Consider the following 24,722-nt stretch of genomic DNA (forward strand, 5'->3'; position numbering starts at 1 on the left):
TTCAGGCTGACCAAGAATACTGCCTTTAACAGTCTTTTTTTTAACAACAACTTGGAGCAGGGAAACCAAGAAAGTCTTCTTTGGAAAAATAGTCCACTTGTCTTTCTTTCCGCAATCAACAATGTGGATTTAACTTGTTCTTAAAAGAAAATTTCAATTGAACTCCTGCAATCAGAGGGGATAGATTGAAAACGAGTGGGTTATAAATGGCCAATTTCTTATTATCCCAAGTCGTTGGATTATTGACAAAAATTACCCCTTCGGACTTCTTTCATCCAAACTCTGTAGGAGCTCGGCTCCTCCGCCCCATTATTAATTCTGTTTTACCCTCGAAGTGGGCATGGTTAAAAGTTGTCTCTGGTCCCTGTCGAGGGATGTGGCTTCTCATTAATGTCAAGAACGATAAGAGTTTTATCCTGGGCAAAAGGGAAGAAAAATTGGTTGAGGCCTTGTGTCATGCTCTTCATCCTGGAGCCTCTTTCTGGGATATAGGGGCTTATAATGGATACTATAGCCTGCTGGGGAGTAAGCTTGTAGGGCCTGCTGGGAAGGTTCTCGCCATCGAACCGGTGCCTGAGAATGCCCAAAGGCTTCGAGCGGCTGTAGAAAAAAACCAACTCAATAATATCCAGGTTGTGGAAATCGCCGTGAGCTCTTCTGAAGGGATAACGGCTATCAAAGCTTATGGTCGAACCTCCATCACAAAATCTAGGGAACTTATGCAGGGTTTAGCTGAGGATTTGATAGAGGTTCCTACAACGACAATGGCAAAGTTAATTGAACGCTTCGGGCCGCCTAATGTCGTAAAGATAGACGTGGAAGGAATGGAAATCGATGTTTTGCGTGGAATGGATCCCGTTATGAGGGAAAGCAAGTCTCAATTCTTTATTGAGTTTCATTCAGAAGAATTGCTTTCCACTGAAAGGAAAATGCTTCCTCAATACGATTTCAAGCCCGTCGATCCACCCATACATTGGTGGCTTAGCCCTAACAATAAATAGGATAGCCGGCCGAAAGTTCGTGGATGGCCCCACGCTCTTCGGCAAGTCTTCAACAAGAGAACAATTTTCATAGTTTTACCCATTAAAAAGCCTTGTCCAAGAGAGAATGGACTTTAAAGCAAGCTCTCCCCTTCCCAATCGACTTGGATCCTGGATCTTTTCTCATTGTTTCCCAGGGGAATTGGCTCAGCCCTTTTATTGTCAAGGGGTGAAAAAGGCTGAGATAAAAAGAGCCGGCTGAGGGGATCGAACCCTCGACCCACGGTTTACAAAACCGTTGCTCTACCTCTGAGCTAAGCCGGCTTCATGAGCCAAAAATATAGGATAGTTTTGACAATAAACAAAAAGTTTTCCAACGGGAAACGAGAAAATGGTTTTAAGAAAGTTTTTTCTGTTATTTATCCTTTTGATACTTTAAAGAAGAGGACGAGAGAGGAAAAAAAGTTTCCTTAAGAGAAAATCCGTAGAGATAAAAAGAATAATATGGTAAATTTCTTGCAATTTTTACATGATTAACAAACATAAAATTAAAAAAATTTTTTATGAAAAGAATTTCGTTTTTGAAGAAAGTTTTCCTTTTGTTTTGTTTTGTTCCCCTGGCAAGCTATGCTGCTCAAATTACTTCCATTAGAGGAGGAGATCAAAACAGCGTAGTCACTACATACGGGATCCCTGTTCAAGAAGGAAGCACGATTAAAGTGGGGCAGGTGATTAAAACGGACTATTTTTCGGTGTGTACTATCGGTTGGAAGGACAGGGGAGAAGAAGCGACGGTGGATAGTTTATCGATCGTGACTTTGAAAAATGAAAATCCCGTCGTCTTTGAACTGGCTAGAGGAAAAATCGAATTTAGTTCTAAAGATTTTCAAGTGATTACAAAAGGGGGAACTTTTACCTCACAGACTTCAGGCAAGTTCTTTGCCGCTTATTCCTCCTCTGAACAGCAGTATGGAGCTGAACAAGGAGACGCCACTTTAGTATTAACTCCTAAAAACGAGACTTACCAGTTGCATTCCGGTGAAATGGTCTATGTTCGGGCAGATGGGACGGCCGAAAAAAGACCTATTACTCAAGACAAAAACCAAGATAAAAAATAGAACTCCTCGCACTTATAAAAAAAATATAAAGAGGTTGGCTTTAAAGAAAGTCTTTTGATGATCAAAGCATAAATCTTATGAAAATCTTTTTTTCTCCTTTTTTTCGGTATTTTCCGGCTATCCTTTTTCTGTTCTTTTTGGGGATGACAAAATCCGTTTATGCCGCCTGGAATCTCAAGGAAATCGTTCACAACGGTTCAGCGGTCATTCATCAATTTAAAGAAGAAGGGAAGATCCCCAAGTCGGTGTGGGAAAAAGCCAAGGGGGTGGCTTATCTGGAAGTGACCAAGGGGGGATTTGTCATCAGTGGGGAATACGGCAAGGGCTTTGTCGTTGTCCGGCTTCCTATTGGAGGATGGTCTGGTCCTTCGGCCATTTCTGTAAGTTCTGTAGGTGTAGGACTGCAGGTAGGAGGAGCAAAAACCGATTATGTCATTATTCTTAATTCCGAAAAAGCCATAAAGCAATTTTCTCGGGGGGGGAAGGTGCATTTGACCGGTGAAATGAGTGGGGTCGCCGGACCGGAGAGTGAAAGGGAGGCGTTGATCAAGCCCAGGAGTAATATTTATACTTACCGTTCCACCGAAGGGCTCTTTGGAGGAATTGCTCTTCAAGGAGTGGAGATCAGGGAGGAGCCGGAAGTCAATGAGCGGTATTACCACCAGGCGGTCAGTCCCTCCGAAATCTTTGCCGGACAGGTGCAACCCCCTAAGAGCGCCCAGAGTCTTATTGATACTCTAAACGAACCCTATCCCAAGTAATTTATTTTTGTTTTTTCCTAGGGGTATTTAAGACGAACCAGAGATTATTTTGTAGAAAATATCCCTATTTCCTTTTGGATAAAAATTTGTCATTACTCTTTTGTTTGAATTTTTTTCTTTTTAAAAAGTCGCTCAAAAAAGCGACCGCGTTTTGCTCCATGAAAAAAAAAGAAGACAAAAGAAAAAAGGTCCAGGATAAAGATTCCTTTAATCAATCTACCAAAAAGGACAAAAAGGGATTAGAGTCTCCAAGAGAAGATAAGTTTGACAAGCTGGTACAACAGAATCTTTTTTACCAGAGACTTCATGAATAAAAATTTCTTCATCGTTGCGGAAAACTTTGCGTTCTGCCCATAAAACTTTAGAAAAATTTAAATATTTATCTTGTAGTTTTTTGTTTTACTTTTTCTTATTTTTAAGGTTTTAATATTAAATGGCAGTCGGTTCTTCCTATTCTTTAAAGCAGGTTCAAAGAAGGCTTTTAAAATCAAAGGTCCTAGGGTTATTGCGTCAAAAAGATCGGTTGGATGCATCCATAGCCATTACCCATAGGCTTTGCAGTCATCCGGTCTGGCAGGATGCACAAGTAGTTGCCCTCTATTCTGCCCTTCCTTCTGAGCCCGATACCTCGGATATTTTTCGATTGGCTAAAGCGAGTAAAAAAACGGTGTTATTTCCACGGGTGGATAAAGATCATTTGAGCTTTTTCATCGTGGACAAAAAAGAGGACTTGGAAGAGAATTTTTTAAATGTTTTAGAGCCTCGCCTGGGCTGTGTTGAAGCTTCGATACAAGATATCGATCTCATACTGATTCCTGGGGTGGGTTTTGATAGGCAAGGACATAGACTAGGTAGGGGATTAGGCTTCTACGATCGATGTCTTTCTCTTCTTTCTCCAAGGGCTTGCCGGATAGGCTTGTTTTTTTCTTTTCAAGAATTTCCAAAAATCTATACGGAACCCCACGACCAAAGACTGGATCTTGTAATTACAGAAAAAGAACTGATCCGGACCTCTTCGAGCTGTTAATTTTACCGTTTTCCCGGGGGATTCTCGTTTCTTGGGTTTGCATTGGCTTGCTTCTCCAAGCATAATGTAGATTATGAACGAGAAGTTTTTAAGCGGTCGGGTTGCCGTGGTGACTGGAGCCAATAGCGGTATTGGTAAAGCTATAGCCTTTGCTCTTGCTTCATCGGGAGCTCAACTGATCGTTGCTGCCCGCAGGATGGATCTGAATCGAAAAGTCGCCCTTGAAATTGAGTGGGAAACTTCCAGCAAGGCTTTCCCCATGGAAACGGATGTTTCTAAGGAAGAACAGTGCATAAAGCTTATAGAGGAGACGGTTCATCGGTATGGCCGAATCGATATCCTCGTCAATAGTGCGGGGATAATGGTTTATTCTCCCTTGGAAGAATTGTCCACCGAGGATTTCGATAGTGTGATCAAAACCAACCTCTATGGGACCTTTTGGTGTTCAAAAGAAGCTTTCAAGCAAATGATAAGACAGCAAGCCGGAGGCTACATCATCAACATCAGCTCCTTGGCGGGGATTGACGCTTGGTCGGGTACAGCCGGTTATAGCGCATCAAAGTTTGGGATCATGGGCCTTACAAAGGCCTTGGCCGATGAAGGGAAAAAGTACGATATAAAAGTGACGGCGATCTGTCCTGCACTCGTAGCCACGCCGATGACCGGGGTAGAAGGGGAAAATTACCTTCAACCTCAAGACATCGCTCAAACTGTCCTCTACCTTTTAAGTTTATCTGGAGCTTGTTGGCCAACTGAAATAATCCTCCCTCGGAAGGGAGCAGATTAAAAAAAACAGGATGATTTTACTCTCCCTCCTCTCTCCGTGAATAGTCCTTTAAAAGGGTTGTTAATTTCATGCTTTTTTTTGCTTTTAAAGATCCCTTTCCCCCTTTTCTGGGCATCGGCTCAAGAGAAGGAGGAGTTAAAGAAGATGCAAGTATTTTTCCGGAGCGGTAGGCTTGAAGAAGCTTCCCGGTATGCCCATGGACTGCTTCAACAATATCCTTCCTGTTATCTCTGTTGGCGGTTGATCGGAGAGTGTGCACTTTGCTTGGGCAGGTTACAGGAGGCACAAGAGGCTTTCCAAAAAGCCTTAAGCGTTTTTCCAGGAGATAAAAGATCCCTTGCTCTATTAAAAGAGGTGTATATCAGGGAAGACCGGTATTCTCAAGCAGCTCAAATAGCTTATGCCTTGGGAGAATATGGACAAGGAGATCTTTTGAAAAGTTTTAAGGGGCAGAAACCCTTTTTAGTGGAATCAAAAGACCCTTATGTAGAAATCCCATTTAAAGAGATTGTTCCTTATCCCATCATTGAAGCAGAACTTTGCGGCGCTGCCAAGGCTCGCTTCATGATCGATACCGGGACCACCTACGTTCTTTTGTCTTCCCGCATGGCTAAGAAAGCGGCCATTGAACTTTTCCGCAAGGAAAAAGAACAGAGTTCCCAAGGGAGCTATTGGATCCAATGGGCAAAAATCCCTTCGCTATCCCTTGGAGGGACATCTATAAAAAATATTCCCGCCGTTGTCCATTCCCTGTTGGATATTCCCCGAACGGGGTTGGAAATAGATGGTATCCTTGGAGAGAATTTTCTGTCCCATTTTGTTCCTACTTTTGATCTTTATGGCCGATGGAAAAACACCCCTAAGTATTTTATTTTGGGGCTGTCCAAGCCGTATGTCCCCATTGCTTATAAAAACAAGATCCAGGGTGAAGAAAAAAAAACAGAGGTACCTTTTCTCATGGGACCGGCTCAAACTCTACTGGTCCTGGCGAACATCAACCGCAGCTTTCCCCTTTTTTTTCTTTTGGATACCGCTACTCCTGCCTATTTTGCTTGCTCTCCGTCCATTGCAAAGCTTTCGAGAGTCTGGATACAAAGAAATTTTTTTGAGCAAGAGCCCTATATACACAGGGGTGGAGCTTCCGGTTTTGACATGCAGTGGGAATTGGGGGCGAGCAGAAACACCTCCCAGCTTGGGCAAGCAAGCCAGATTGAATTGATGGGAGAGAAAGTTCATGGTTCTCTAGCGGGAATCGTCGGTTCACTCCCCTACGAAGGGAATTTGGATCTTGGATTATGGACGGGAGGGACAATTGGATTTGGCTTTCTTTATGACAAACGAACAATGATCGATTACAAAAACCAGAAACTTTATTTCTGGACCCCTAGGGCCTCTTCATCCAAAGAAAAAGCCAGGTAACTAAGATTGATCTAAGAAATAGAGGGAAGGATCTCCCAAGGCTGCCGTATTGATGGAGCAAACTCTTTCACGGGCAAAACGCAACAGGTAATTTGGCCCTCCGGCTTTGGGTCCTGTGCCTGAGAGTCCTTCTCCTCCAAAGGGTTGGGATTCGACGACGGCGCCTATGATCGGGCGGTTGACGTAGAAGTTGCCTACGGGTGCGCTCAAGGCAATTTCTCGAGTGAGGTTTTCCCGCCTTGTCTGCAATCCCATAGTTAGGCCATAGCCCTTTTGGTAAATTTCTTCCAGTATGCGGGGAAGTTCTTCTCTTGAAAAACGCAGAACGGGCAAGATGGGCCCAAATATTTCTTGGTTGAGGAGGCCAGTTGAAGAAATCTCGAAAAGATGAGGGGCAAAGAAATATCCATCGCTGGAGGCGGTTTCCCCAATAGGTGCCTTGGCGAGTAGCCGCCCATGAGTTTGAAAAAATTGAGAAAAATTTTGCAGCTCTTCCACAAGAGATTTGCGGATAATAGGGCCCACATCGGTTTCTGAAAACCGCGGATCTCCGACAATCAACTGCTCTGTGGCATCGGAGAGCAGGTCTAAAAGCTGGTGAGAAATTTCTTTTTGAACAAGGAGTAGTCTAAGCGAAGAGCATCTCTGCCCGCCATGATTAAAGGCAGAGATAAGGATGTCTTTGACCGTTCTTTCGATGGCCGCCGTGGCCTCCACCACCATGCAGTTGATTCCTCCCGTCTCTGCTATCAAGGGAACAATCGGACCTTCTTTTTGGCTTAGGCATTGGGCGATCCTTTTAGCCGTGGCTGTCGATCCTGTGAAAGCTATACCGCGAACAGACGGATGCTTGACCATTTGTTGCCCGCTTTGGCCGTTCCCTAAGATTAATCTTAGCACTTCCTTGGGTATACCCGCCTTGTAGGCCAGTTGAACGACAGCCGCAGCAACAAGAGGAGTCTCTTCAGCGGGCTTGGCAGCAACGGTGTTGCCGGCAAGAAGTGCCGCTACGATTTGTCCAATGAAGATCGAAAGAGGGAAATTCCAAGGGCTGATACATACCCAAAGGCCACAGCCATGGTAGTGAAGCTTGTTTTCTTCACCATGGGGACCGGGAAGTAAAAGGGGGTGGGAAAAAAGCTTGACCGCTTCCTTGGCATAATAGTTACAGAAATCTATAGCTTCTCTTATTTCGGAAAGTGCATTGGAAACGGTTTTCCCCGCTTCGGCACATAAAAGGTATAAAAGTTCTTCTTTATGAGCCCAGATTTCTCGGGCAAGCTTGCTTATTTTTTCAGCTCTTTTCTCGACGGGAACCCGATCCCATTCTTCTGCATGAGAAGCGGCCTCTGAAAGACTTTTTTGGATATAGTCCTCGGAAGAAAGGAGAACTTCACCGATGCATTCTTTAGAATTAGCCGGAGAAAAGATTTTCTGCCTGGTCCCGTTGGCTTGGGGATAAAGGAAAAAAAGTTGAGGCTGGGAATGCGGGCCTGTAGTTTTTTGAACCAGGTTTTCCCAGGTCTCTGGATTGGCAAGATCAAGTCCAGGCGCATTTTCCCTGTCCTTGTACAGGTGAGGAGGAAGAGGAATACGGGGGTTATGCCGCTTGCCCCTCTGCTGTAATTTGCTTAAGGGATCCCAACGCAATTTTTCGAAGTCGAAGGGGTAAAGGAAGTTTTCTAAAGCGGTGCCATTTTCTATCAATCTTCTTGCCAAGTAGCCAAAAAGCTCTTTTCCCTTCCCAATGGGGATATAAACCCGGGTGGGATAGCCCGTGGTTTTCAGCCATTTCCCCAGGCTTTGGCCAAGGCCATAAAGTCTTTGAAATTCAATAGGATTTTCCTTAAGGGAAGAATGGAACTCGAGGATGGCTGCGATCGTAGAGGGGTTATGGGTAGCCAGTCGAGGGGCTAGGACTTCTTTATGTTGAAATAACTTCTTTAAGCAAAGCATATAAGAAAGCTCGGTCAACTCTTTGAGGGTATAGACCGGATACTGCTCAAGGCCGACCTGTTGGGCATGGATGATTTCATGATCCCAATATGCCCCCTTGACCAAGCGTATAGAGAGCTTTTTTTTCTTTTCTTTGCAAAGTTCGGCCAAGTAATCGACCAGCTGCTCGCTGTTTTTCAAGTAAGATTGAACAACAAACCCCATTTTGTTCCAATCCTTGAGATCGGGATCAGATAAGAGAGCCTCGAGCAGGTCTAAGGCAAATTCAAACCGCCAGTATTGTTCGGCATCGATACATAAGCCTACGGCCTTTTTCTGGGCAGTGAGACAAAGGGATTTAACTTTAGAATAGATCCTATCGAAGGATATACGGCCATAGTGCAATTCGTACTTGGAGTCTAGAGCGGAGATTTTAACGGACATTTCGGGATCTGACCGGGGAAAGGTAGTTTTAAGATCCCCTAACATTTCTATGACTTTTTGGCAGTTTTCCCAATGGCTTAAACCATCTTTTGATCCTTGAGCGTCTTCTCCAAGGAGATCCAAGGAAACTTCTTCTCCCTTGACCAGGAGATCAAAAAGCCTTCTCCGCGCTCTCTCAACATCCGGGGCCAGAACGAATACATCGACAAGAAGCCTTGTAGCCACCTGGATGAAAAGGATGAGGGCCTTGTCAGAAAGGACCGATAGGAGGGGTAAAAGATCGAACGTTTCAACCAGTAATTTTAACTTGCTTATCAGAAAAGAAAGCCAATACTTGCGGGTCGTATTGTGCCAATTTCCCTTGCGGATCTCCTCCTTAAAAAAAATGAGGGCGGTTTGATCATCGGTGATCCGGGGTAGAGCTTCGGCAAGCCTAAGAAGAAGCAAGCCTTCCGGGGTATTCAAGGGATAGACTTTTGTCAACTGCTCGGTAACAGATCCTTTGGCCTCTTTGCCGAGGGTATTCAAAAGGAGTTTTAATCTCTGGTTAACCTTTTCAGGAGAAAGCTGCAGGACTTCAAAAGAGCGGATTAACTCTTCGGCCCTGTTTTCCTCGGGCTGGAGAGATTTTTCTCTCAGTTCTTTCCTTCCCCTGTTCATGCTGGAGGAAGGGCAGAAAAACTGGAAATAGCTGCTCATAACAGAAAATAGGATGATTCAGCTTTTATGGGGAGCCAAATGTCATTTTTAGGGCGTTTCGACAAAATCTTTCCATGCCACCAGCAAGGCGGCGATGATCGTTGGCCCGGCAAAAAGACCAAGCAAGCCAAAGGAGCTTAGCCCTCCCAGGGTTCCTAAAAGAACCCAGTAAAAGGGAAGATTGACCGCTCCTCCTATGAGAGCAGGCCTGATAAAATGATCGGCTACGAAAAGGACGCTAAAACCGAAAATGACAATGGCGATGGCTTGGATAATCATACCCTGGGCAAGAAGAAACAGGGCAGCGGTGCAAAATACAGGGGGTGCAGCAAAGGGAATCATGGCCAAAATCCCCGTAACGCCTCCCAGGGTTACGGGATCAGGCAGGCCGACGATAGCATAGGCTATTCCTAGAAGGATGCCTTCTCCCAGGCTGACCAAGACAAGGCCGTTGACGGTGCCGCGTATGACTAAGACCAAGTGTTGAGCGTATTTTTCTCCGGGAGTACCGAGAATTTTACGAATAAAGGCGAGGAATTTTTTACCAAGGACTCTCCCGTCCCTATAGAGAAAAAAGAGGGTAAGCAGGGTAAAGGCAAGGACTTCAATCCGGTGGATGACCTGCACGCCGATCGTCTTTCCCCAACGGAACAAGAAGGCGGAGTCGATATGGGCTAAAGTCTTGGATGCCGCTTCGGGAGTTGCCAAGTTGAGATTCCAGCGCACGGTCAGCCAATTGCCGATGAAAGGGATTCGCTGAAACCAATCCGGAGCGGGTGCTCCTTCTTTCTGGGCATGGGCGATATATTGACCGAGAATGATGGCTTCTTGGCCGGCCTTGAAAACACCATAGACAAGGGGGCCGAAAAGCAAGGCTCCAACAAGAAGGGTAAAAAACAAAGAACTTACCCAAAGGGGAGTATTTCGTGGCAGTTTCATCCGGACCCAACTGTAAAAAGGCCACGTGGCTATGGCGATTAAGAAAGCCCAGGCCATGGCCACGATAAAACCACGCAAAATCCAGATGGCCAGGAGGACAAAAAGGATGGAGGCAATGACGCGGGCTGTTTTTTGGTAGGGGGTGGGAGTCATCGCTGTCATGGGCCTTTGGAAAAAAAGATTACCTGAATATCAGAGATAGTCATCAAGGTATTTTCTTTATTTTTTCGAGAGCGAAATTTTCCCTGTCCTTGGGTATAAAAATAAGGATCGTCGAAGAGGAAGCCTATTTTGGATGCTTTTTGGTTAAAAAGGTAAGGGAATCGAGATTTTTCTTAGGAGACGATGGGAGCTGGGTTAATCTCTTCTTGAAGATCAAACTGCAATGCTTCATCAATGCCGGAAATAAGGGGTGTGCCATAAAAAGTATGTCCTGTGGTTTCAACTATTCGGACGGGTAGAAATTCCCCCCTCCACCTTTCGTTTTTAGGTATAATGACAAGATGGTTTGTTCGTGTTCGGCCTTGAAATTTAGAGGCATTTTTTTTGCTTTCTCCTTCGACAAGGATTTCAACCACTTGCCCTACCCATTTTTGAGCTTTCTCCATGGTGATCTTGTTTTGTATCTCGAGTAAGCGGTAATTCCTCTCGAACTTAACCTCTTCGCTCAGTTGATCCCCTAAGGAAGCCGCGGTTGTCCCCTCCCGAGCTGAATAACGAAAAATAAAAGCGTTATCAAATCGAACCTCGTTAAGCAGCGAACAGGTTTGTTGAAAGTCTTCTTCGGTTTCTCCTGGATAGCCTACTATGATGTCCGTAGAAAGAGCGAGCTGGGGGATCGCTTTTCTCAACTTGTCAACGAGAGAAAGAAACTTCGAGCGGCTATATCCCCTGCGCATGGCCTTCAAAATCTTGTCACTTCCCGATTGTACGGGCAGGTGCACATGTTCGCAGAGTTGAGGAATGTCCCTTAGAGCTGCGATCAGATCCTCTTTAAACCCCAGGGGATGAGGGGAAGTAAATCGAATCCTTTTAATTTCTTCAATAGTGCTTAATTTTTCAAGAAGCTGGACAAAAGGAGACTTTCCCTTTACCCACGGGAATTCTTTTGCCCCGTAACGGTTGACGATTTGACCGAGGAGGACGATTTCTTTAACGGACGTCTCGGCAAGCCTTTTGACCTCTTCAAAGATTTCGTCAATGGGACGGGAACGTTCTTCGCCCCGGGTGGTGGGGACGATACAAAAAGAGCAATGCATGCTACAACCTTGCATGATAGAGACATAGGCTATGGGTTGGGCTTTTGTGGAAAGATGTTTGTTGATCGCGTTATGGGCGGCTTCTTCTTTCGAAAGATCAACGTAGGATGACGATCTATCGGGGTTTTTCAACAAGTTGTCCGCAATTTCGGCCACCTTGTGGAATTTTTGAGTACCCAGGACAAGATCGACGAAACGATACTTTTCGGCTATTTCTCTGCCCCGGTTTTGTGCCATGCAGCCTATGATTCCCAAGACCAGGTTGGGATTTTTCTTTTTTGCCGTCTTTAAAGACGCCAGCTTGTCTATGGCCTTCTCTTCAGCCATGGCCCTAACCGAACAGGTGTTAATGAGAATAATATCCGCCCATTTTTCGGAAGAGGCGATCTGGTATCCCCGTTCGATAAAATCCTGGAGGACCTGTTCGGAATCCCGCACGTTCATCTGGCAACCGAATGTCTTGATAAAAACCGAAGGCATAATTTTTAGATAGGGATAAAGAAGGAAATTTGTAAAGCACTCTCTTTTTTATATCTTATCATTTATAAAAGTAAGTTGGGATAAAAAGGAGACAAAAAGAGAATTTTTGTCTTCTTTTTATTTTTTTCGCTTTTTAGAAATCTTCAAAGGATTGATTGGAGCCGTGCAAGAAAAGCCGAGTAACAATGGCCATCCTTGTTCTTCTGTTATCGCTGCAAGAGATTACCGCACCGGTATGCCTTTGAAAATCAGCCTGGCTGAAGGAGTTTATCAAAAAATTGAGGCCCAGCCTAAGGAAAGCGCCGGATCATTGCCCTGGATCGCTCCCGGGCTTTTTGACCTTCAAATCAACGGTTTTGGAGGAATCGACTTAAATGGAGAGAGCCTTTCTCAACAACAGTTTGAAATTCTCTGCCGAAAACTTCTTGAAAGCGGCTGTTCCCACTTTTTAGCCACCGTTATTACTCGACCTTTGGACTCCTATCGTCATTGGATAGAAAAATTAGAAAAGCTACGCCAAGTTGTTTCTCTTAATTGCCTGGGCTTTCACTTAGAAGGCCCTTTTCTTTCCGGGGATCCAGGCTGTCGGGGTGTACACTGCCCCGAATGGATGACCAAGCCCGATGTAGCCTGGCTGGAAGAAATCTTTTTAGCCTCGGCAGGCAGTATCAAATTGATCACCCTGGCCCCGGAAGTCGATCCTGAAGCTACAGCAAACTTTATAAAAAAAGCGGATTCCTTGGGCATTACCGTTGGCTTGGGTCACTCTAAAGCCTCCTGGGAAGTTATTCAATCCTCGGTCCTAGCCGGAGCAAAACTCTGGACTCATCTCGGCAATGCCCTCTCTCATACGATTCCAAAATTTGACAACCTTCTTTTGAATGTTATCGCTTCGGACCTGCCCTATGTTTCCCTTATTCCCGATGGGAAACATATACCCCCGGTAGCTTTTCGGGCTTTGATCACGGCTCTTGGACAGAAGGTCGTACTCGTTTCTGACGCCATGGCAGGGGCGGCTGCTCCTCCGGGAAATTATTTTCTAGGCCACGTCGAGATAGAAGTGGACAGCCAGGGCAAAGCCAGAGATAAAAAAAGCGGCCGGCTGGGAGGATCGACCTTGCGGCCTTTTGAAGGGGTTTTTATAGCTCAACGGATGACGGGTATATCTTGGAGGTGGTGGTGGGATGCTTATTCGATAAGGCCGGCCGCCGTCCTGGGGATAGACCATGGCCTAAAAGAAGGAAACGAAGCCAGTTTTTGTCTTTTTGATCTTGTTCCTTCCCCCGTATTGAGAGCTCTTTACCTCAGGGGGAGGAAAGTATATCCTTAGCTTGAAACTGAAGATGAAGCCTATTGAAGAACAATGCCCGGTTACAGAAAACGGGGAAGAAGCTATCGGCGAAATCCGATCCTTTGGCCTTTCGATTGCAGAATACAACCGACTTTGCCTCTTGCTGGGCCGTAAGCCTACCCCGGCTGAAATGGCCATTTTTGGGGTGATGTGGAGTGAACATTGTTGTTATAAGAGCTCCAAAAATGAACTTCGAAAGTTGCCTTCCCTGGGTAAAAGGGTGCTGGTCAAAGCGGGCGAAGAAAATGCGGGAGTGGTCGAGTTGACGGAGGGTTGGGCTGTTGTTTTCAAGATTGAATCTCACAATCATCCCAGTGCCGTCGAGCCGTTCCAGGGGGCGGCCACGGGAGTCGGAGGGATATTCAGGGATATTTTAACCATGGGGGCACAACCCCTCTGTTTTATGAACTCCTTGAGATTCGGAGAAATAAGGGAAGAAAAAAGTCCAGGGGCAAACCATAATGCTTTTCTTTTGCGCCACGTTGTAGCGGGCATAGCTCATTACGGCAATTGTGTGGGTGTGCCGACCGTGGGAGGAGAGCTGGCTTTCGATAAAAGCTACGAGGACAATCCTCTTGTTAATGTATTTTGTCTTGGCGTGGTGAAGACAGAGCGGATCCAGCGCGGGGTGGCTCAAGGCATAGGCAATCCTGTTTTTATTGCGGGTTCAAAAACAGGCAGAGACGGGCTAAAGGGGGCTGCTTTCGCCTCCCGGAAGCTTGAAGAAAATAAGGCTGAACAGAGGCATTCGGTGCAGATCGCCGATCCTTTCATGGGAAGGATACTGATGTCTGCCTGCTTGGAACTTTTCCAGATTCCTGGCGTAGTGGCGGGAATCCAGGATATGGGTGCTGCAGGGCTTATCTGTTCAACGTCGGAAACGGCGGCAAGAGCGAAGAGGGGCATGGAAATCAACTTGGACGAGGTCCCGGTCCGGGAGGAGGATATGAGTGCTGAAGAAATCCTTCTGTCTGAATCCCAGGAAAGAATGCTCTTGATCATCTCCAAGGATAAGGAAGAGGTGGCCAAGCGGGTCTTCGATAAATGGGCTGTGCCCTTTTGCCGGATCGGGAAAGTGATCCAGGAAGAAAAACTGCGGTTTTACCGTTGGGGAAAGCTTGCCCTGGAAATTGCTCCTGGGTTGATTGTTCACGAGGCCCCGGTATATACCCTGCCAGTCCATGAACCTTCCCAAAAAGATTCTCTTCCTTCAAGGCGGTGGCCTGAACCTAAAGATTACAAGAATCTCCTTATAGAATTTTGTTCTTTACCCCAAAATTGTTCTAGAAAGTGGATTTATAGCCAATTTGACTACATGATAGGATTACGTACTGTTGAAGATCCCGGATCGGATTGCGCCGTGATGCGTCTTTTCTTGGAGGATAAACCGATCCGGCTGGGTCTTACTCTTGATGGTAACGGCCGTTATTGCGGGATCGATCCCTACAAGGGGTCAATGATGGCTGTAGCTGAAGCGATGAGGAATCTCGCCGTTGTAGGTGCAATCCCTTTGGGTATTACCGATAATCTTAACTTTGCCGATCCCAATGATCCTTTTTCTTATTGGCAATTTAAAGAAGCGGTTAGGGGTATTGCCGAAGCCTGCCGCTTTTTTGAAATTCCCGTAACGGGAGGCAACGTCAGCTTTTATAATTTTTCCAAGCAAAGTTCCATATTGCCCACCCCTGTCATTGGGGCGGTCGGTCTTATTGAAACCGACAAAGCTTTAGCCAAGATGGCCTTTCAAAACCCCGGAGATGTGATTGTTCTATTGGGCGGTTGGGGAAATGGACTTGAAGGCTCTTTGTATCTTCAAGAATATTTTGGGGAAAGTGGCCAGAAACTTCCCCATTTTAGCTTGGAAGCAGAAAAAAAACATAACGAGTTGCTGTACTCTTTGGCTAATGAAGGCATAGCCAGCAGTATCCATGATCTTTCCGAAGGGGGGCTCGGGTTGGCGCTGGTGGAATGTAGCGTGAGCGGGGATAAAAAACTGGGCTTTTCGATCTCTTTGCCCGCGGAGTTGCGTCTTGACGAGCTCTTATTTAATGAGGCGGGTGCAAGGTCTGTTGTTTCACTCCCTGGAGAAAACCTTTCTTCCTTGCTCAAGATTGCCGAGGGCAAGGGAGTGCAAGGAATAGTTCTGGGAGAGGTGACAGAAGAGTACTTTCTTAAACTACGTCATGGAGAACAATCAATTGAAATTGATGGAGCGGAAATCGAAGAGGAATGGGAAAAGGGTCTAGAAAAAATTTTGGAAAAGGACTGATATCGATCCACTGCCCTAGCTTCCTTTCGGAATTTAGGCAAGCGGCTTAAAAAAATGAACCCAAATTCATGGAACTAGCCCCGGGAAGAAAGAAAGCTCAAGATTTGTTCGGCGAGTTTTTTCCCTATTCCCTTTACCGCCGCAATTTCTTCGACGGAAGATTTCTTGATTTTTTCTATGGAACCAAAAGCGCGAATCAAAAGCTTTTTTCGATTTTCACTTATCCCCGGGCAATCATCCAGAATACTTTCTCTCATCCTTTTCTTAAGAAGGAGCTGGTGATAAGAATTGGCCACGCGGTGCGCCTCATCTCTTATTCTTTGCAGTAGCCGCAAGGCCTTGCTCCTTTTGTCCAGAACGAGAGGATCGGGAAGAGCTTCGCGGTAGATCTCCTCGTTTTCTTTAGCCAGCCCAATGACACATAGGTCGTTTAACTGCAGGGAATGCAAGGCCTTCAGGGCGGATGAAAGTTGGCCCTTGCCCCCGTCCACGACGATTAAATCCGGCAGCCTACCCCCTTCATCGAGAACCCTTTTATACCTTCTGCGGATGACTTCTTGCATGCAAGCAAAGTCATCTTGTCCGGCAACGGTTTTTATCCGGTATCTCCTATAGGAGGACCGATCGGCCTTCCCCTCTCGGAACGTGACCATGGAAGCTACTTTGTGGGTTGAAGATATGTTGGATATATCGAAACATTCGATGAGATGGGGAACTTGGGGTAGAGCAAGAACAGCCTGGAGTTCTTCCAGGTCTTCAAGGGGAGAAGACACTTTGGGGAGTTGTTTAACAAAACGCCGAGCGGGCCTCGTCGTTTCCTCCAAGGCTTCCAAGAGATTTCTAAGTTCAGCGGCTTTCTCGAAATCCTGGGCTTGGGCAGCCTCTTCCATTTTCAGTCGTATTTCATCAATCATTTCCTTGGATTTACCCTCTAAAAAGGCACAGGCCATTTTCACCCTTTCGAGGTATTCGGCTTGACTGATCTTGGCGATGCAAGGAGCCGAGCAGTTCTTGATAATGTGATCTAAGCAATGTTTATAGTCTTTTTCAGAAGGGATAAGGGCGCTACAGGAGCGCAAGCCAAACTTTTTTTTCATGAGATTGAGGGTGGTTCTTAGGGCACTAGAACTGGCAAAGGGTCCAAAATACCTGGCATTGTCCTGTTTTTTCAGCCGCGTGACTTGGAATCTGGGGAAAGGTTCGCTCAAGTCAACTTTTACAAGCAGGAACCGTTTATCATCTCGAAAACTTACATTGTAGCGGGGTCGAAATTCCTTGATCAACCTTCCTTCCAAGAGGACAGCTTCGGCTTCAGAATGCACAACGTAATATTCGAGATCAACAGCGGCCTCGACAAGGGCATTGAGTTTTCTATCGGCTCGAAGTCTCCTGGAAGGATGAAAATACTGGCTTACCCGTTTGTGAAGATCTACGGCTTTACCCACATAGATGACGCGGTTGAACCTATCTTTGAAAAGATAAACTCCCGGCTTGTGCGGAAGATCTCGGATTTTTTCTTGCAATGACATGATCAAACTTTTAAAAAGCTCCCTTAAACAAAAAGCTTTTTTATTTTAATCTCCTCTAATTTAAGCCACTTTTAAGTAAAGATAAGTAAAGAAAGACCTATATTTTCTCTATTTGATTGTTATGATTACTTTTTTCAAAGAAAAAGATCATCTAAAGTGTCTCTTTCATACTCTTATGCATGGGATTAATCCAAAAAGACTCTTGTTTGTTCTTTTTTTACCCTTTAGCCTGTTTTTCGTTCAACTGGGGATGGCGGCGACTTCAAGTTCTGCCCGAAGCCGTCATGTTGAAGTGAGCTTGCTTTCCGAACTCGATGCGGTAAGCCCCGGGAGCCATTTTTACGTAGCTTTGCGGATGAAAATGGATGAAGGATGGCATACCTATTGGCTTAACCCTGGAGATGCAGGTTCCGCAACAAAAATTGATTGGACTCTTCCCGTGGGTGTTCATGCCGGACCGATTCAATGGCCAAGCCCTAGCGTCATATCCTTGCCTCCGCTTACAAGCTTTGGCTATGAAGGAGAATGCTGGCTCTTGATCCCGATGGATATATCCCAGGAGCAACAGCTAGGCAGTTCGGTGAACATCAAGGCTTTCGTGCAATGGGTGGAATGTGCGCAAAGCTGCCTGCCGGGAAGCGCTGAGTTGAACTTGACTTTGCCTGTTGAAAGTAGTCCCAGGGTGGATGAGTCTTTGAAAGAAGGCTTTCAGAAGGCCAAGTACGAGATTCCCCGGAGTCCGCCTGAATCGGTTAGTATCAGCTTTATGGATACGGGTAAGAACTTGATCATTTTTTTCCAGAACAAATCGGGCAAGATCCTTAATTTTGAGTCCGCCCATTTTTTCCCCTTTCAAAATGGAATCATCCAGTATTCAGCGCCCCAACAATTGCGCTTGCGGAAGGAAGGAGTATCCCTGGAGATTGCCCGTCCCAGCAACAATGCTTCGGCTTTGACCGAACCCTTAAGCGGAATATTTACGGCCAAGCTTTCGGGCTTGAAAGGGATAGAGAAAATTAACTGGGATATAAGGGCAAGAAAATATATTCCACCGAAGGTGGAGACCCAGAAGACAGGAGCTTCCCCTTATTTTAATAAGAAGTTTTTCTCCTATCTTGGGCTGAGCTTTATTGGGGGATTAATTCTCAATCTCATGCCTTGTGTTTTACCCGTTATTTCTTTAAAAGTACTTAACTTGGTGGGGGCCGCCAAGGAAGGAGGCGGTTCTTCTATTGCCCATGGATTATCCTTCGTGCTGGGGGTGTTGTTTTCTTTTTGGATCGTGGTGGGGCTGTTAATCCTTCTGCGACAAAAAGGGTTGGAGCTTGGATGGGGTTTTCAACTCCAGTCTCCTCCCTTCGTTGCTTTCATGGCTCTTTTCTTTTTCCTGATCTCCTTGAATCTTCTTGGAGTATATGAAATTGGGGTTTCCCTGGTTTCAGCCCAATCTCTTGTCGAAAAAGCCAAAGGCCTATTGGGATCCTTTCTCAATGGCATGCTTGCAACACTGGTGGCTTCCCCTTGTACCGCCCCTTTCATGGGATCAGCCGTGGGATTTGCTCTTTCTCAACCCCCCCTTGTCATCATCCTGGTCTTTAGCTCGCTCGCCTTGGGCATGGCTTTCCCGGTGTTCGTCTTGTCTATTTTCCCCGGTCTTCTCCGGCTGCTCCCCAAGCCCGGCCCGTGGATGGTCAGTTTTAAACAATTTCTTGCTTTTCCCATTCTCGGGGCGGTGATCTGGCTCATCTGGGTTTATGGCAAACTCAGGGGAGTAGATGGGGTTCTGGACATCCTGTTGGCCTTGCTCTTTGTAGGCTTGGGATCTTGGATTTATGGCAAGTTCAGCGGTCCTTTTCATCCCCTTGGCGTGCGTGTGCTCTCTATACTCTTATCCCTCGCTATCCTCTTGAGCAGTTTTTATTACGTGGTCGTGGAAATAGAAAGGTCCTTTTCCACAAAAGTGGCTAAAAAAGAGGAATGGGTTCCTTTTTCGGAAAGCAAGTTAGAAGAGTACCTACAACAGGATGTTCCCGTATTCGTTGATTTTACGGCTTCTTGGTGCCTGACCTGCCAAGTGAACAAAAAAGTAGCCTTGGAGAACCCCGAGGTGAAGAAGAAGTTCGAGGAACTCGGAGTGATAAGGATGGAGGCAGATTGGACTAATCGCGATCCGAAAATCACCGAAGCCTTGGAAAGTCTCGGTAGAAGCGGGGTTCCCACCTATGTTTTTTATGGCCTTGGTTCTGCTTCTCCACTCCTCTTGCCGGAAGTGATTACCCCAAAAATGCTTTTGGATGTATTGAACAAGATTGAGAAAGAAAAAAAACAGAAGGAAGCCCAGGCTAAAAGTGGGGAGTTTTTCCAGTAAATTCTTATGCCCAATCTCAAGGATTTCGGAGACTTTCTTCCGGGATATGGAGTGTTTGAAACCCTTAGGGTGGAAGAAGGAACCGCGTTTTTTGTCGAGGAACATTGGAAGAGCCTTCTGCAAAGCGCCAAAATGCTCGGCCTTTGCCCTCGGCAAGATTTTCGCAGGTGCGTCGGTCGTCTTCCCAAGAAGGCAACCGGAAAATGGCGGTGGATAGTGAGCGGAGGAGAAGAAAAAGATTTTTTTGATTCCCGGGCAAAAGAGCCCCAGGAGGTTTTTAGCTTGGCTGTTGCCGAGACAAGGGTGGGCTCCCGTAATTGGGACAGTCGACTCAAGACTTTAAGTTACCTTGTCCATTACCAAGCCAGGCTTTCGGTGGAGGCGGATGAAGCGGTCATTTTAAACGAGCATGGCGAAGTGGTATCGGGAGCAATGAGCAACCTTTTTTGGGTTAAAAACGCAAAGATCTATACCCCTTCTGTTGAAACAGGATGCCGTAAGGGGATAATCAGGGGATGGGTCATGTCCGAAATGGAGGTGATTGAAACAAGGATGGGACCAGAAATCCTCCAAGAAGCCGACGAGATTTTTTTGACCAATAGCTGGATAGGGATTAGACCCGTCGTGCGGTTCCAAAACAGGATCTTAGAAAAAGGGAAAATCGCAATGGAGCTGTCAAAGAAGCTTAAAGCCACCTATAGCTTATTTAAAAGTTCATCTTCGCTGGATGGAATTTCTTCCCAGATTTTTAACCAAGGGGCAGAAGAGCTGTCGGAAGGGGCCCGGTAATCCCCCCTGGGACTGAGAGAGCCTCCGGAACCGACTTTAGGAGCATTGGCTATGCAGCTCCTTTTGAATTGACTGGTACGGAAAAAACGGTCGAGAAAGACTCTCAGCCAATATTTTATCTGATCAATGGAGTATGCTTCCCTTTTCTTTTCCATTTCAGGCCACTGACCCCTATTTTTATCATGCCAAGCAGACCAACAGAGAAAAGCGGTTTTTGTGGGTAAATAGCCGTATCTCAATGTATAATAAAGATTAAAATCCTGGAGATTATAAGGGCCGATTTGTTCTTCTGAGCTTTGGAGAGGTTCTTGAGCGTTTTCCCCGGGAATAAGTTCTGGACTGATGACCGTATCAAGGATCTCATCGAGAACCTCACTCACCTTCTCGCCTAGCTCTTGGGTCTTGGAGACCCACCTAATTAGAAACTTAATCAAGGTTTTAGGAACACTGGCGTTGACATGATAATGAGCCATATGATCGCCTACCCCGTAGGTCGACCACCCGAGGGCAAGTTCACTTAAATCGCTTGTGCCCACGACCAGGGCGTTTTCAAAATTGGCGAGCCTAAAAAGATGATTCGTTCTTTCACCGGCCTGGACATTTTCGAAAGTCACATCATAGAGTTTTTCGCCCCTGGCAAAAGGATGCCCAATATCCTTAAAAAGCTGCATGCAACTGGGTCGAATATCGATAAAATATTCCCGGCATCCAGTAGCCTCGATGAGCCTGCGTGCCTGCTCGAGGGTCTTTTTAGTCGTTGCAAACCCGGGCATGGTACAGGCCAAAATATTTTGCCTGGGAAAGCCTAAAATATCCATCGCCTTGGCACAAACGATAAGGGCATGAGCCGAATCCAGCCCTCCGGATATACCGATGACCGTTTTGCGAATGGAAGTAGCCTTGAGCCTCTGGATAAGCCCCTGGGTCTGGATAGCATAAACTTCCTGGCATCTCTGGTCCCTTGTTAGTGGATCGCTGGGGACATAAGGGAACCGTTCCAGGACCCTTTCCAACAAAAGGATAGATTCCTTGTTGACATCAAGGGAAAAAGTCAAGGTTTTAAAGGAGCTGATCTCTTTTTTAAAATGGACTTTTGTTTGACCGAAACTGTTTTGTCTCATTCTATCTGCTTGGAGCCGGTCAAGATCGACGTCGGCAAAAACCAGCTGTGAATCGTAGGCAAAACGTCGGGTTTCGGCAAGCTTGGTCCCGTTTTCATAAATCAACCCTTCGCCGTCCCATGCAAGATCGGTCGTTGATTCTCCAAAGCCCGCTGCGCTGTAGATGTAGGCGGATATACACCTTCCCGACTGGCTGGCTACCAGCAGTTTCCTATAATCGCTCTTTCCAATGGTAATGTTGGAAGCTGAAAGGTTGACAAGCACGGTGGCTCCCGCCAAGGCGGCAAAAGAAGAAGGAGGTAGAGGAACCCAGAGATCTTCGCAAATTTCAATGGCCAATTTGAAAAGGGGTTGCTGCTCCCATTCAAAGATAAGGTTGGTTCCAAACGGAATCGCCTTTTGTCCCAGCAGATCGACGTATTCCTCCGTGGCCAATGCAGCTTGGCTAAACTGCCTGGACTCGTAAAACTCGCGGTAGTTAGGCAGATAACTTTTAGGGATAACCCCTAGGATTTTTCCCCGGCTGAAAAGACAGCCGCAGTTGTAAAGCAGCTGGTTAACCCTTAACGGAAGGCCTACTAGGGTGAGCAGGGAAAGGGGAGCGGTTTCTTCAAGAAGGTATTCTAAAGCCCTCAGTGAAACTTCAAGGAGAGCGGATTGGTGAAAGAGATCTTCGCAGGAATAGGCAGAGAGGCATAGCTCGGGAAAAACGACCAGGGTGGCTTTCTTATCGGCTGCTTGCCTACATAATTCGGCGATTTGGGTAGCGTTATAAAATGGATCGGCCACCTTTCCCACCGGAACTCCAACGGCAACCCGGACGAAATTGTGGGTATATAAATTAAAAAAGCTTTCTTTCCCCATTATCAAAATATTTTTCGATTATCTTAGAGGACAAAAAGAAAAGAAAAGAAAAATTGGTTAAAAAGACAAAAATTGAAGAAAAAATTTTCTTTTTTTCAATTTTTTTGGAGTTAAATCCGCTCCTTCATTCAAAACGTTAACAAAGCTGACCCGAAGCGAAGAGTTCCTGGTTTTGGTTTTTTATCCTGTCTACCCCTAGCTTTTTTTTGTCCTTCGATTGTCCCGGAGTGGGGACTACAAAACGGTCAATGGGCCTTTCTCCCCGCTTTTTCTATAAAAAGCTAAAAGGAGGGTAAAAAAAAGAGGCGCCACCGAACGCAGGGGGAAAGGGAGCATTTTGAGAAACAAAGCCAATGGGCAGTCGGGAGTGCAAAAGGAGGAACAAGGAAAAAAAGGGTGCAAGCCTATTGATAGAGTAAGATTTCAACAAGGAATGATGAATGAAAGAGAATAAAACCATGCTGTTCTTTCTTTTTTTCTTTTTTCCAATCTTGTCCCTTCCCCTTTTGGGAAAATCGCAAGCGGGGCGGCTCATTGCCCTGGTCAATAAAGAGCAATTGGACCTTTCAGACTTAAAGGAAATAAACCGGATAGTCCAGTATTATTTTTTTCAAGCCGGCCTTGAAAAGATGGGCGAAGAAACCCCTATTTTTGTTTCCCATAAAAAAAGATCGCTTTTGGGTCCTCGTCGTCCTATCCCTCCCGATTACCCTGCCAAGCTTATGTCATATGGTCATGCTCATGAGGAAACCCAATCCTATTCCTATCATTCGCCCGCTCATGCCCAAAGAGCGATCCGGAGCATCGAAGCGGAGATTAAAAGTAGGGAAAGTACTGACTGGGCGGCAATATCAGCGGGGCCATATTTTCTAACACCAACGAACTCCTCGGTCCATAGGCGCTTGACGGTGAGTTTTGATCCCCACCAAGTGGCCTGTTCTTTTCCCGAAATCCGAAAACTTTATGCCATCAATGGAAATCTCACCCGAAAAAATGCCTTGGATTATGCCGAAGGCAAAGCAGGAAAGATGGATGTCAGTTGTGTCTTCCAATCCGGTAGGCTAGTTCGGTTAACCTTTTATTAATATAAATGCTTCCGGGCAAGCTTCCGGCCAAACAGAAAGGCGCTCAAGGACAATCCATCGTTTTAAAATGCTGGATAAAGGAGGGTCAAAAAAATGAGCATTTTCTTTCCTTTTAGAAAAGAAACTTGGGTCAGAGACTTTCGGATCGACTTACTTCAATGAAAGAAAGAAAGATCGGAGCTATGCCATGAACCGGGATTTAAAGAAACTCAACGCCCTTGTGGTCAGTTGCGGGGAAATTCACGACCATGACCATTATCAAGCTTTGATTCGATCCCTTCCGGAACTTGCCCGGAATCACTTTGTTTTAACCCTGGAGTTACCCCGGGATTTTAATCCGTTGATGAGAAAATTTATCGATAAGGCCACCTCCCTTTATGAAAAAGTAGCGGCTCATGAAATCCTTCCCGAAAAAGCGGAAAGAAAGGTCGATCAGCTTGAACTGGAGTTGATCGATAAAATGGAAAAAAAATACCCCAGTTCATTAAACTGGGAGTATGGGTTTTTCAAGTCTAGGGGAAGTCATTGCAGGAAAGAAAAAGGCAAATGGGTCATGGACGATCCGGTGGAAGGGAAGATAGTTTCTTCTATCGGTCATTACACGGACATCATGAGAGAGGTGGCTCGATACAATGCCGAGCATGGAAACCGACTCGGAGTTTATGCCGTTGATATCACCACGCGGGAAATGAAAGCCCAACAAAGGAAAAAAAACCTTTTTGTAGAAATCAACCTTCCCAAGGAATGTCAAAAAGCGGTGGACGACTATTTAGCGAAAGCAAAAAAAAGCGCCTTTTTGAGGAAAATACCCAAGGAAGGGTTAAAGGCAAAGTTTTTAGAAAACATAGAAAAAGAAGGGATTCCGCTCGAAAAGGAGCAAAAAGAGATTTTATTAGGCAAGTTAGATTTTCTAGCCAGGCTGCAAAGAAAAGACAAAAGCCTTACTGTTTTGACGAAGAACCTAGACAAAACGGCATTTCGATATTTCGTTGAGAATTACCCCATAAAAGAGAAAGCGGGAGACATGAACACCCGATTGAATTCTGCTTTTCTTGACTACAGGGACCGGAGGATGGCGGGCAATGATCCGAAACCCGAAGACAGGCGGTTCGGCCCTTGTGATATAAAAAAAGTGGCTTTATCCTATCCTTATCATTATCCCGGACCTCGGATATTGCATTGGGGCGGAGCTGCACACCTTGGTGAATGGAAACGGAAAACCAACCTGCCGTTGGAATTAGGAAAAGCGGGTTTTCCCCACGGGCTAACCGCCGATGCTTACACGGTTGACATTCTCTCCCCGGAGGCTTCTCTCGATGAGAAGGGAAGATGGGAAAGGCGTTATCCAACGGACTTTGTCTTTGAGAGCCAGAAGGGTTTACTTAAGGCCGTGCAAGAGGGGATCAAAGGACAGGAAAAAACGGCCGCTGGGCATGCGACTATCTCTACCGCCGGGTCAATAACGGGAAAGCAAAAAAATAGCGAAAAACAAAGGTGA

18 protein-coding genes and 1 tRNA gene are annotated in these 24,722 nt (G+C 45.8%); 13 read left to right on the plus strand and 6 right to left on the minus strand.

Annotated features, from left to right (window positions below; translation table 11 throughout):
• Positions 1-206: 206 nt before the first annotated feature.
• Positions 207-1,001 carry an FkbM family methyltransferase gene (locus MINF_RS03160; protein WP_012463045.1) on the plus strand — a complete coding sequence of 265 codons (795 nt, stop codon included), beginning with the start codon at positions 207-209 and terminating at the stop codon, positions 999-1,001.
• Positions 1,002-1,232: 231 nt separating this feature from the next.
• On the opposite strand, the gene MINF_RS03165 is transcribed toward MINF_RS03160, so the two are convergent.
• Positions 1,233-1,304 (minus strand) — tRNA-Thr (locus MINF_RS03165).
• Positions 1,305-1,543: 239 nt separating this feature from the next.
• Here MINF_RS03165 and MINF_RS03170 point away from each other — a divergent pair.
• The 6 genes from MINF_RS03170 (at position 1,544) to MINF_RS03195 (ending at position 6,092) form a co-directional block, all read left to right on the plus strand.
• Positions 1,544-2,098 carry a hypothetical protein gene (locus MINF_RS03170; RefSeq protein WP_012463047.1) on the plus strand — a complete coding sequence of 185 codons (555 nt, stop codon included), beginning with the start codon at positions 1,544-1,546 and terminating at the stop codon, positions 2,096-2,098.
• Positions 2,099-2,175: 77 nt separating this feature from the next.
• The gene (locus MINF_RS03175; protein ID WP_012463048.1) at positions 2,176-2,859 is read left to right on the plus strand and encodes a lipid-binding SYLF domain-containing protein; all 684 of its coding nucleotides are present in this window, start codon (positions 2,176-2,178) and stop codon (positions 2,857-2,859) included.
• A 158-nt stretch (positions 2,860-3,017) separates the two neighbouring features.
• On the plus strand, positions 3,018-3,173 hold the full coding sequence (locus MINF_RS11375; RefSeq protein ID WP_187146966.1) for a hypothetical protein: 156 nt from the start codon (positions 3,018-3,020) through the stop codon (positions 3,171-3,173).
• A gap of 119 nt (positions 3,174-3,292) precedes the next feature.
• Entirely contained in the window at positions 3,293-3,886 is a 594-nt protein-coding gene (locus MINF_RS03185) for a 5-formyltetrahydrofolate cyclo-ligase (protein WP_012463051.1), read from the plus strand.
• A gap of 73 nt (positions 3,887-3,959) precedes the next feature.
• Complete coding sequence (locus tag MINF_RS03190; RefSeq protein ID WP_012463052.1) at positions 3,960-4,673, plus strand: SDR family oxidoreductase; 714 nt, start codon at positions 3,960-3,962, stop codon at positions 4,671-4,673.
• 144 nt (positions 4,674-4,817) lie between these two features.
• On the plus strand, positions 4,818-6,092 hold the full coding sequence (locus MINF_RS03195) for an aspartyl protease family protein (RefSeq protein WP_148205111.1): 1,275 nt from the start codon (positions 4,818-4,820) through the stop codon (positions 6,090-6,092).
• On the opposite strand, the gene putA is transcribed toward MINF_RS03195, so the two are convergent.
• From putA to miaB, 3 genes are all read right to left on the minus strand, one after another.
• The gene (putA, locus tag MINF_RS03200; RefSeq protein WP_012463054.1) at positions 6,093-9,170 is read right to left on the minus strand and encodes a bifunctional proline dehydrogenase/L-glutamate gamma-semialdehyde dehydrogenase PutA; all 3,078 of its coding nucleotides are present in this window, start codon (positions 9,168-9,170) and stop codon (positions 6,093-6,095) included.
• Between the two features lie 48 nt (positions 9,171-9,218).
• On the minus strand, positions 9,219-10,271 hold the full coding sequence (locus tag MINF_RS03205; protein WP_012463055.1) for an AI-2E family transporter: 1,053 nt from the start codon (positions 10,269-10,271) through the stop codon (positions 9,219-9,221).
• 173 nt (positions 10,272-10,444) lie between these two features.
• Positions 10,445-11,848, minus strand: coding sequence for a tRNA (N6-isopentenyl adenosine(37)-C2)-methylthiotransferase MiaB (gene miaB / locus MINF_RS03210; RefSeq protein WP_012463056.1), 1,404 nt, complete (start codon positions 11,846-11,848; stop codon positions 10,445-10,447).
• A gap of 163 nt (positions 11,849-12,011) precedes the next feature.
• Between miaB and MINF_RS03215 the strand changes: the two genes are divergently transcribed.
• Both MINF_RS03215 and purL read left to right on the plus strand, forming a co-directional pair.
• Positions 12,012-13,178: an N-acetylglucosamine-6-phosphate deacetylase gene (locus MINF_RS03215; protein WP_238523536.1), complete on the plus strand. Its 1,167-nt coding sequence runs from the start codon at positions 12,012-12,014 to the stop codon at positions 13,176-13,178.
• Position 13,179: 1 nt separating this feature from the next.
• Positions 13,180-15,468: a phosphoribosylformylglycinamidine synthase subunit PurL gene (gene purL, locus MINF_RS03220; protein WP_012463058.1), complete on the plus strand. Its 2,289-nt coding sequence runs from the start codon at positions 13,180-13,182 to the stop codon at positions 15,466-15,468.
• 74 nt (positions 15,469-15,542) lie between these two features.
• Here purL and MINF_RS03225 read toward each other — a convergent pair whose 3' ends face one another.
• Positions 15,543-16,997 (minus strand): excinuclease ABC subunit UvrC, encoded by a 1,455-nt coding sequence (locus tag MINF_RS03225; protein WP_048810099.1) that lies wholly within the window; start codon positions 16,995-16,997, stop codon positions 15,543-15,545.
• Between the two features lie 121 nt (positions 16,998-17,118).
• Between MINF_RS03225 and MINF_RS03230 the strand changes: the two genes are divergently transcribed.
• On the plus strand, positions 17,119-19,365 hold the full coding sequence (locus MINF_RS03230; RefSeq protein ID WP_238523537.1) for a protein-disulfide reductase DsbD family protein: 2,247 nt from the start codon (positions 17,119-17,121) through the stop codon (positions 19,363-19,365).
• A 6-nt stretch (positions 19,366-19,371) separates the two neighbouring features.
• Entirely contained in the window at positions 19,372-20,154 is a 783-nt protein-coding gene (locus tag MINF_RS03235; protein WP_012463061.1) for an aminotransferase class IV, read from the plus strand.
• Here MINF_RS03235 and MINF_RS03240 read toward each other — a convergent pair.
• The gene (locus MINF_RS03240) at positions 20,061-22,139 is read right to left on the minus strand and encodes an NAD(+) synthase (protein ID WP_048810100.1); all 2,079 of its coding nucleotides are present in this window, start codon (positions 22,137-22,139) and stop codon (positions 20,061-20,063) included. The two genes, MINF_RS03235 and MINF_RS03240, sit on opposite strands and share 94 nt — an antisense overlap.
• Before the next feature lie 440 nt (positions 22,140-22,579).
• Here MINF_RS03240 and MINF_RS03250 point away from each other — a divergent pair, with 440 nt between their 5' ends.
• Both MINF_RS03250 and MINF_RS03255 read left to right on the plus strand, forming a co-directional pair.
• Positions 22,580-23,224 carry a hypothetical protein gene (locus MINF_RS03250; protein WP_148205112.1) on the plus strand — a complete coding sequence of 215 codons (645 nt, stop codon included), beginning with the start codon at positions 22,580-22,582 and terminating at the stop codon, positions 23,222-23,224.
• Positions 23,225-23,411: 187 nt separating this feature from the next.
• Positions 23,412-24,722 (plus strand): hypothetical protein, encoded by a 1,311-nt coding sequence (locus tag MINF_RS03255; RefSeq protein WP_012463067.1) that lies wholly within the window; start codon positions 23,412-23,414, stop codon positions 24,720-24,722.

Source organism: Methylacidiphilum infernorum V4 (assembly GCF_000019665.1).
In the GTDB taxonomy this organism is placed as follows: domain Bacteria; phylum Verrucomicrobiota; class Verrucomicrobiia; order Methylacidiphilales; family Methylacidiphilaceae; genus Methylacidiphilum; species Methylacidiphilum infernorum.

Excerpts from the sequence above, each read along its gene's own strand:
- MINF_RS03235 (WP_012463061.1), top strand. The coding sequence starts at position 19,372 with ATGCCCAATCTCAAGGATTTCGGAGACTTTCTTCCGGGATATGGAGTG.
- MINF_RS03175 (WP_012463048.1), top strand. The coding sequence starts at position 2,176 with ATGAAAATCTTTTTTTCTCCTTTTTTTCGGTATTTTCCGGCTATCCTT.
- putA (WP_012463054.1), bottom strand. The coding sequence starts at position 9,170 with ATGAGCAGCTATTTCCAGTTTTTCTGCCCTTCCTCCAGCATGAACAGG.
- MINF_RS03160 (WP_012463045.1), top strand. The coding sequence starts at position 207 with ATGGCCAATTTCTTATTATCCCAAGTCGTTGGATTATTGACAAAAATT.
- MINF_RS03250 (WP_148205112.1), top strand. The coding sequence starts at position 22,580 with ATGAAAGAGAATAAAACCATGCTGTTCTTTCTTTTTTTCTTTTTTCCA.
- MINF_RS11375 (WP_187146966.1), top strand. The coding sequence starts at position 3,018 with ATGAAAAAAAAAGAAGACAAAAGAAAAAAGGTCCAGGATAAAGATTCC.
- MINF_RS03255 (WP_012463067.1), top strand. The coding sequence starts at position 23,412 with ATGAACCGGGATTTAAAGAAACTCAACGCCCTTGTGGTCAGTTGCGGG.
- MINF_RS03205 (WP_012463055.1), bottom strand. The coding sequence starts at position 10,271 with ATGACAGCGATGACTCCCACCCCCTACCAAAAAACAGCCCGCGTCATT.
- MINF_RS03230 (WP_238523537.1), top strand. The coding sequence starts at position 17,119 with ATGATTACTTTTTTCAAAGAAAAAGATCATCTAAAGTGTCTCTTTCAT.
- MINF_RS03170 (WP_012463047.1), top strand. The coding sequence starts at position 1,544 with ATGAAAAGAATTTCGTTTTTGAAGAAAGTTTTCCTTTTGTTTTGTTTT.
- MINF_RS03190 (WP_012463052.1), top strand. The coding sequence starts at position 3,960 with ATGAACGAGAAGTTTTTAAGCGGTCGGGTTGCCGTGGTGACTGGAGCC.
- MINF_RS03225 (WP_048810099.1), bottom strand. The coding sequence starts at position 16,997 with ATGTCATTGCAAGAAAAAATCCGAGATCTTCCGCACAAGCCGGGAGTT.
- miaB (WP_012463056.1), bottom strand. The coding sequence starts at position 11,848 with ATGCCTTCGGTTTTTATCAAGACATTCGGTTGCCAGATGAACGTGCGG.
- MINF_RS03195 (WP_148205111.1), top strand. The coding sequence starts at position 4,818 with ATGCAAGTATTTTTCCGGAGCGGTAGGCTTGAAGAAGCTTCCCGGTAT.
- MINF_RS03240 (WP_048810100.1), bottom strand. The coding sequence starts at position 22,139 with ATGGGGAAAGAAAGCTTTTTTAATTTATATACCCACAATTTCGTCCGG.
- MINF_RS03185 (WP_012463051.1), top strand. The coding sequence starts at position 3,293 with ATGGCAGTCGGTTCTTCCTATTCTTTAAAGCAGGTTCAAAGAAGGCTT.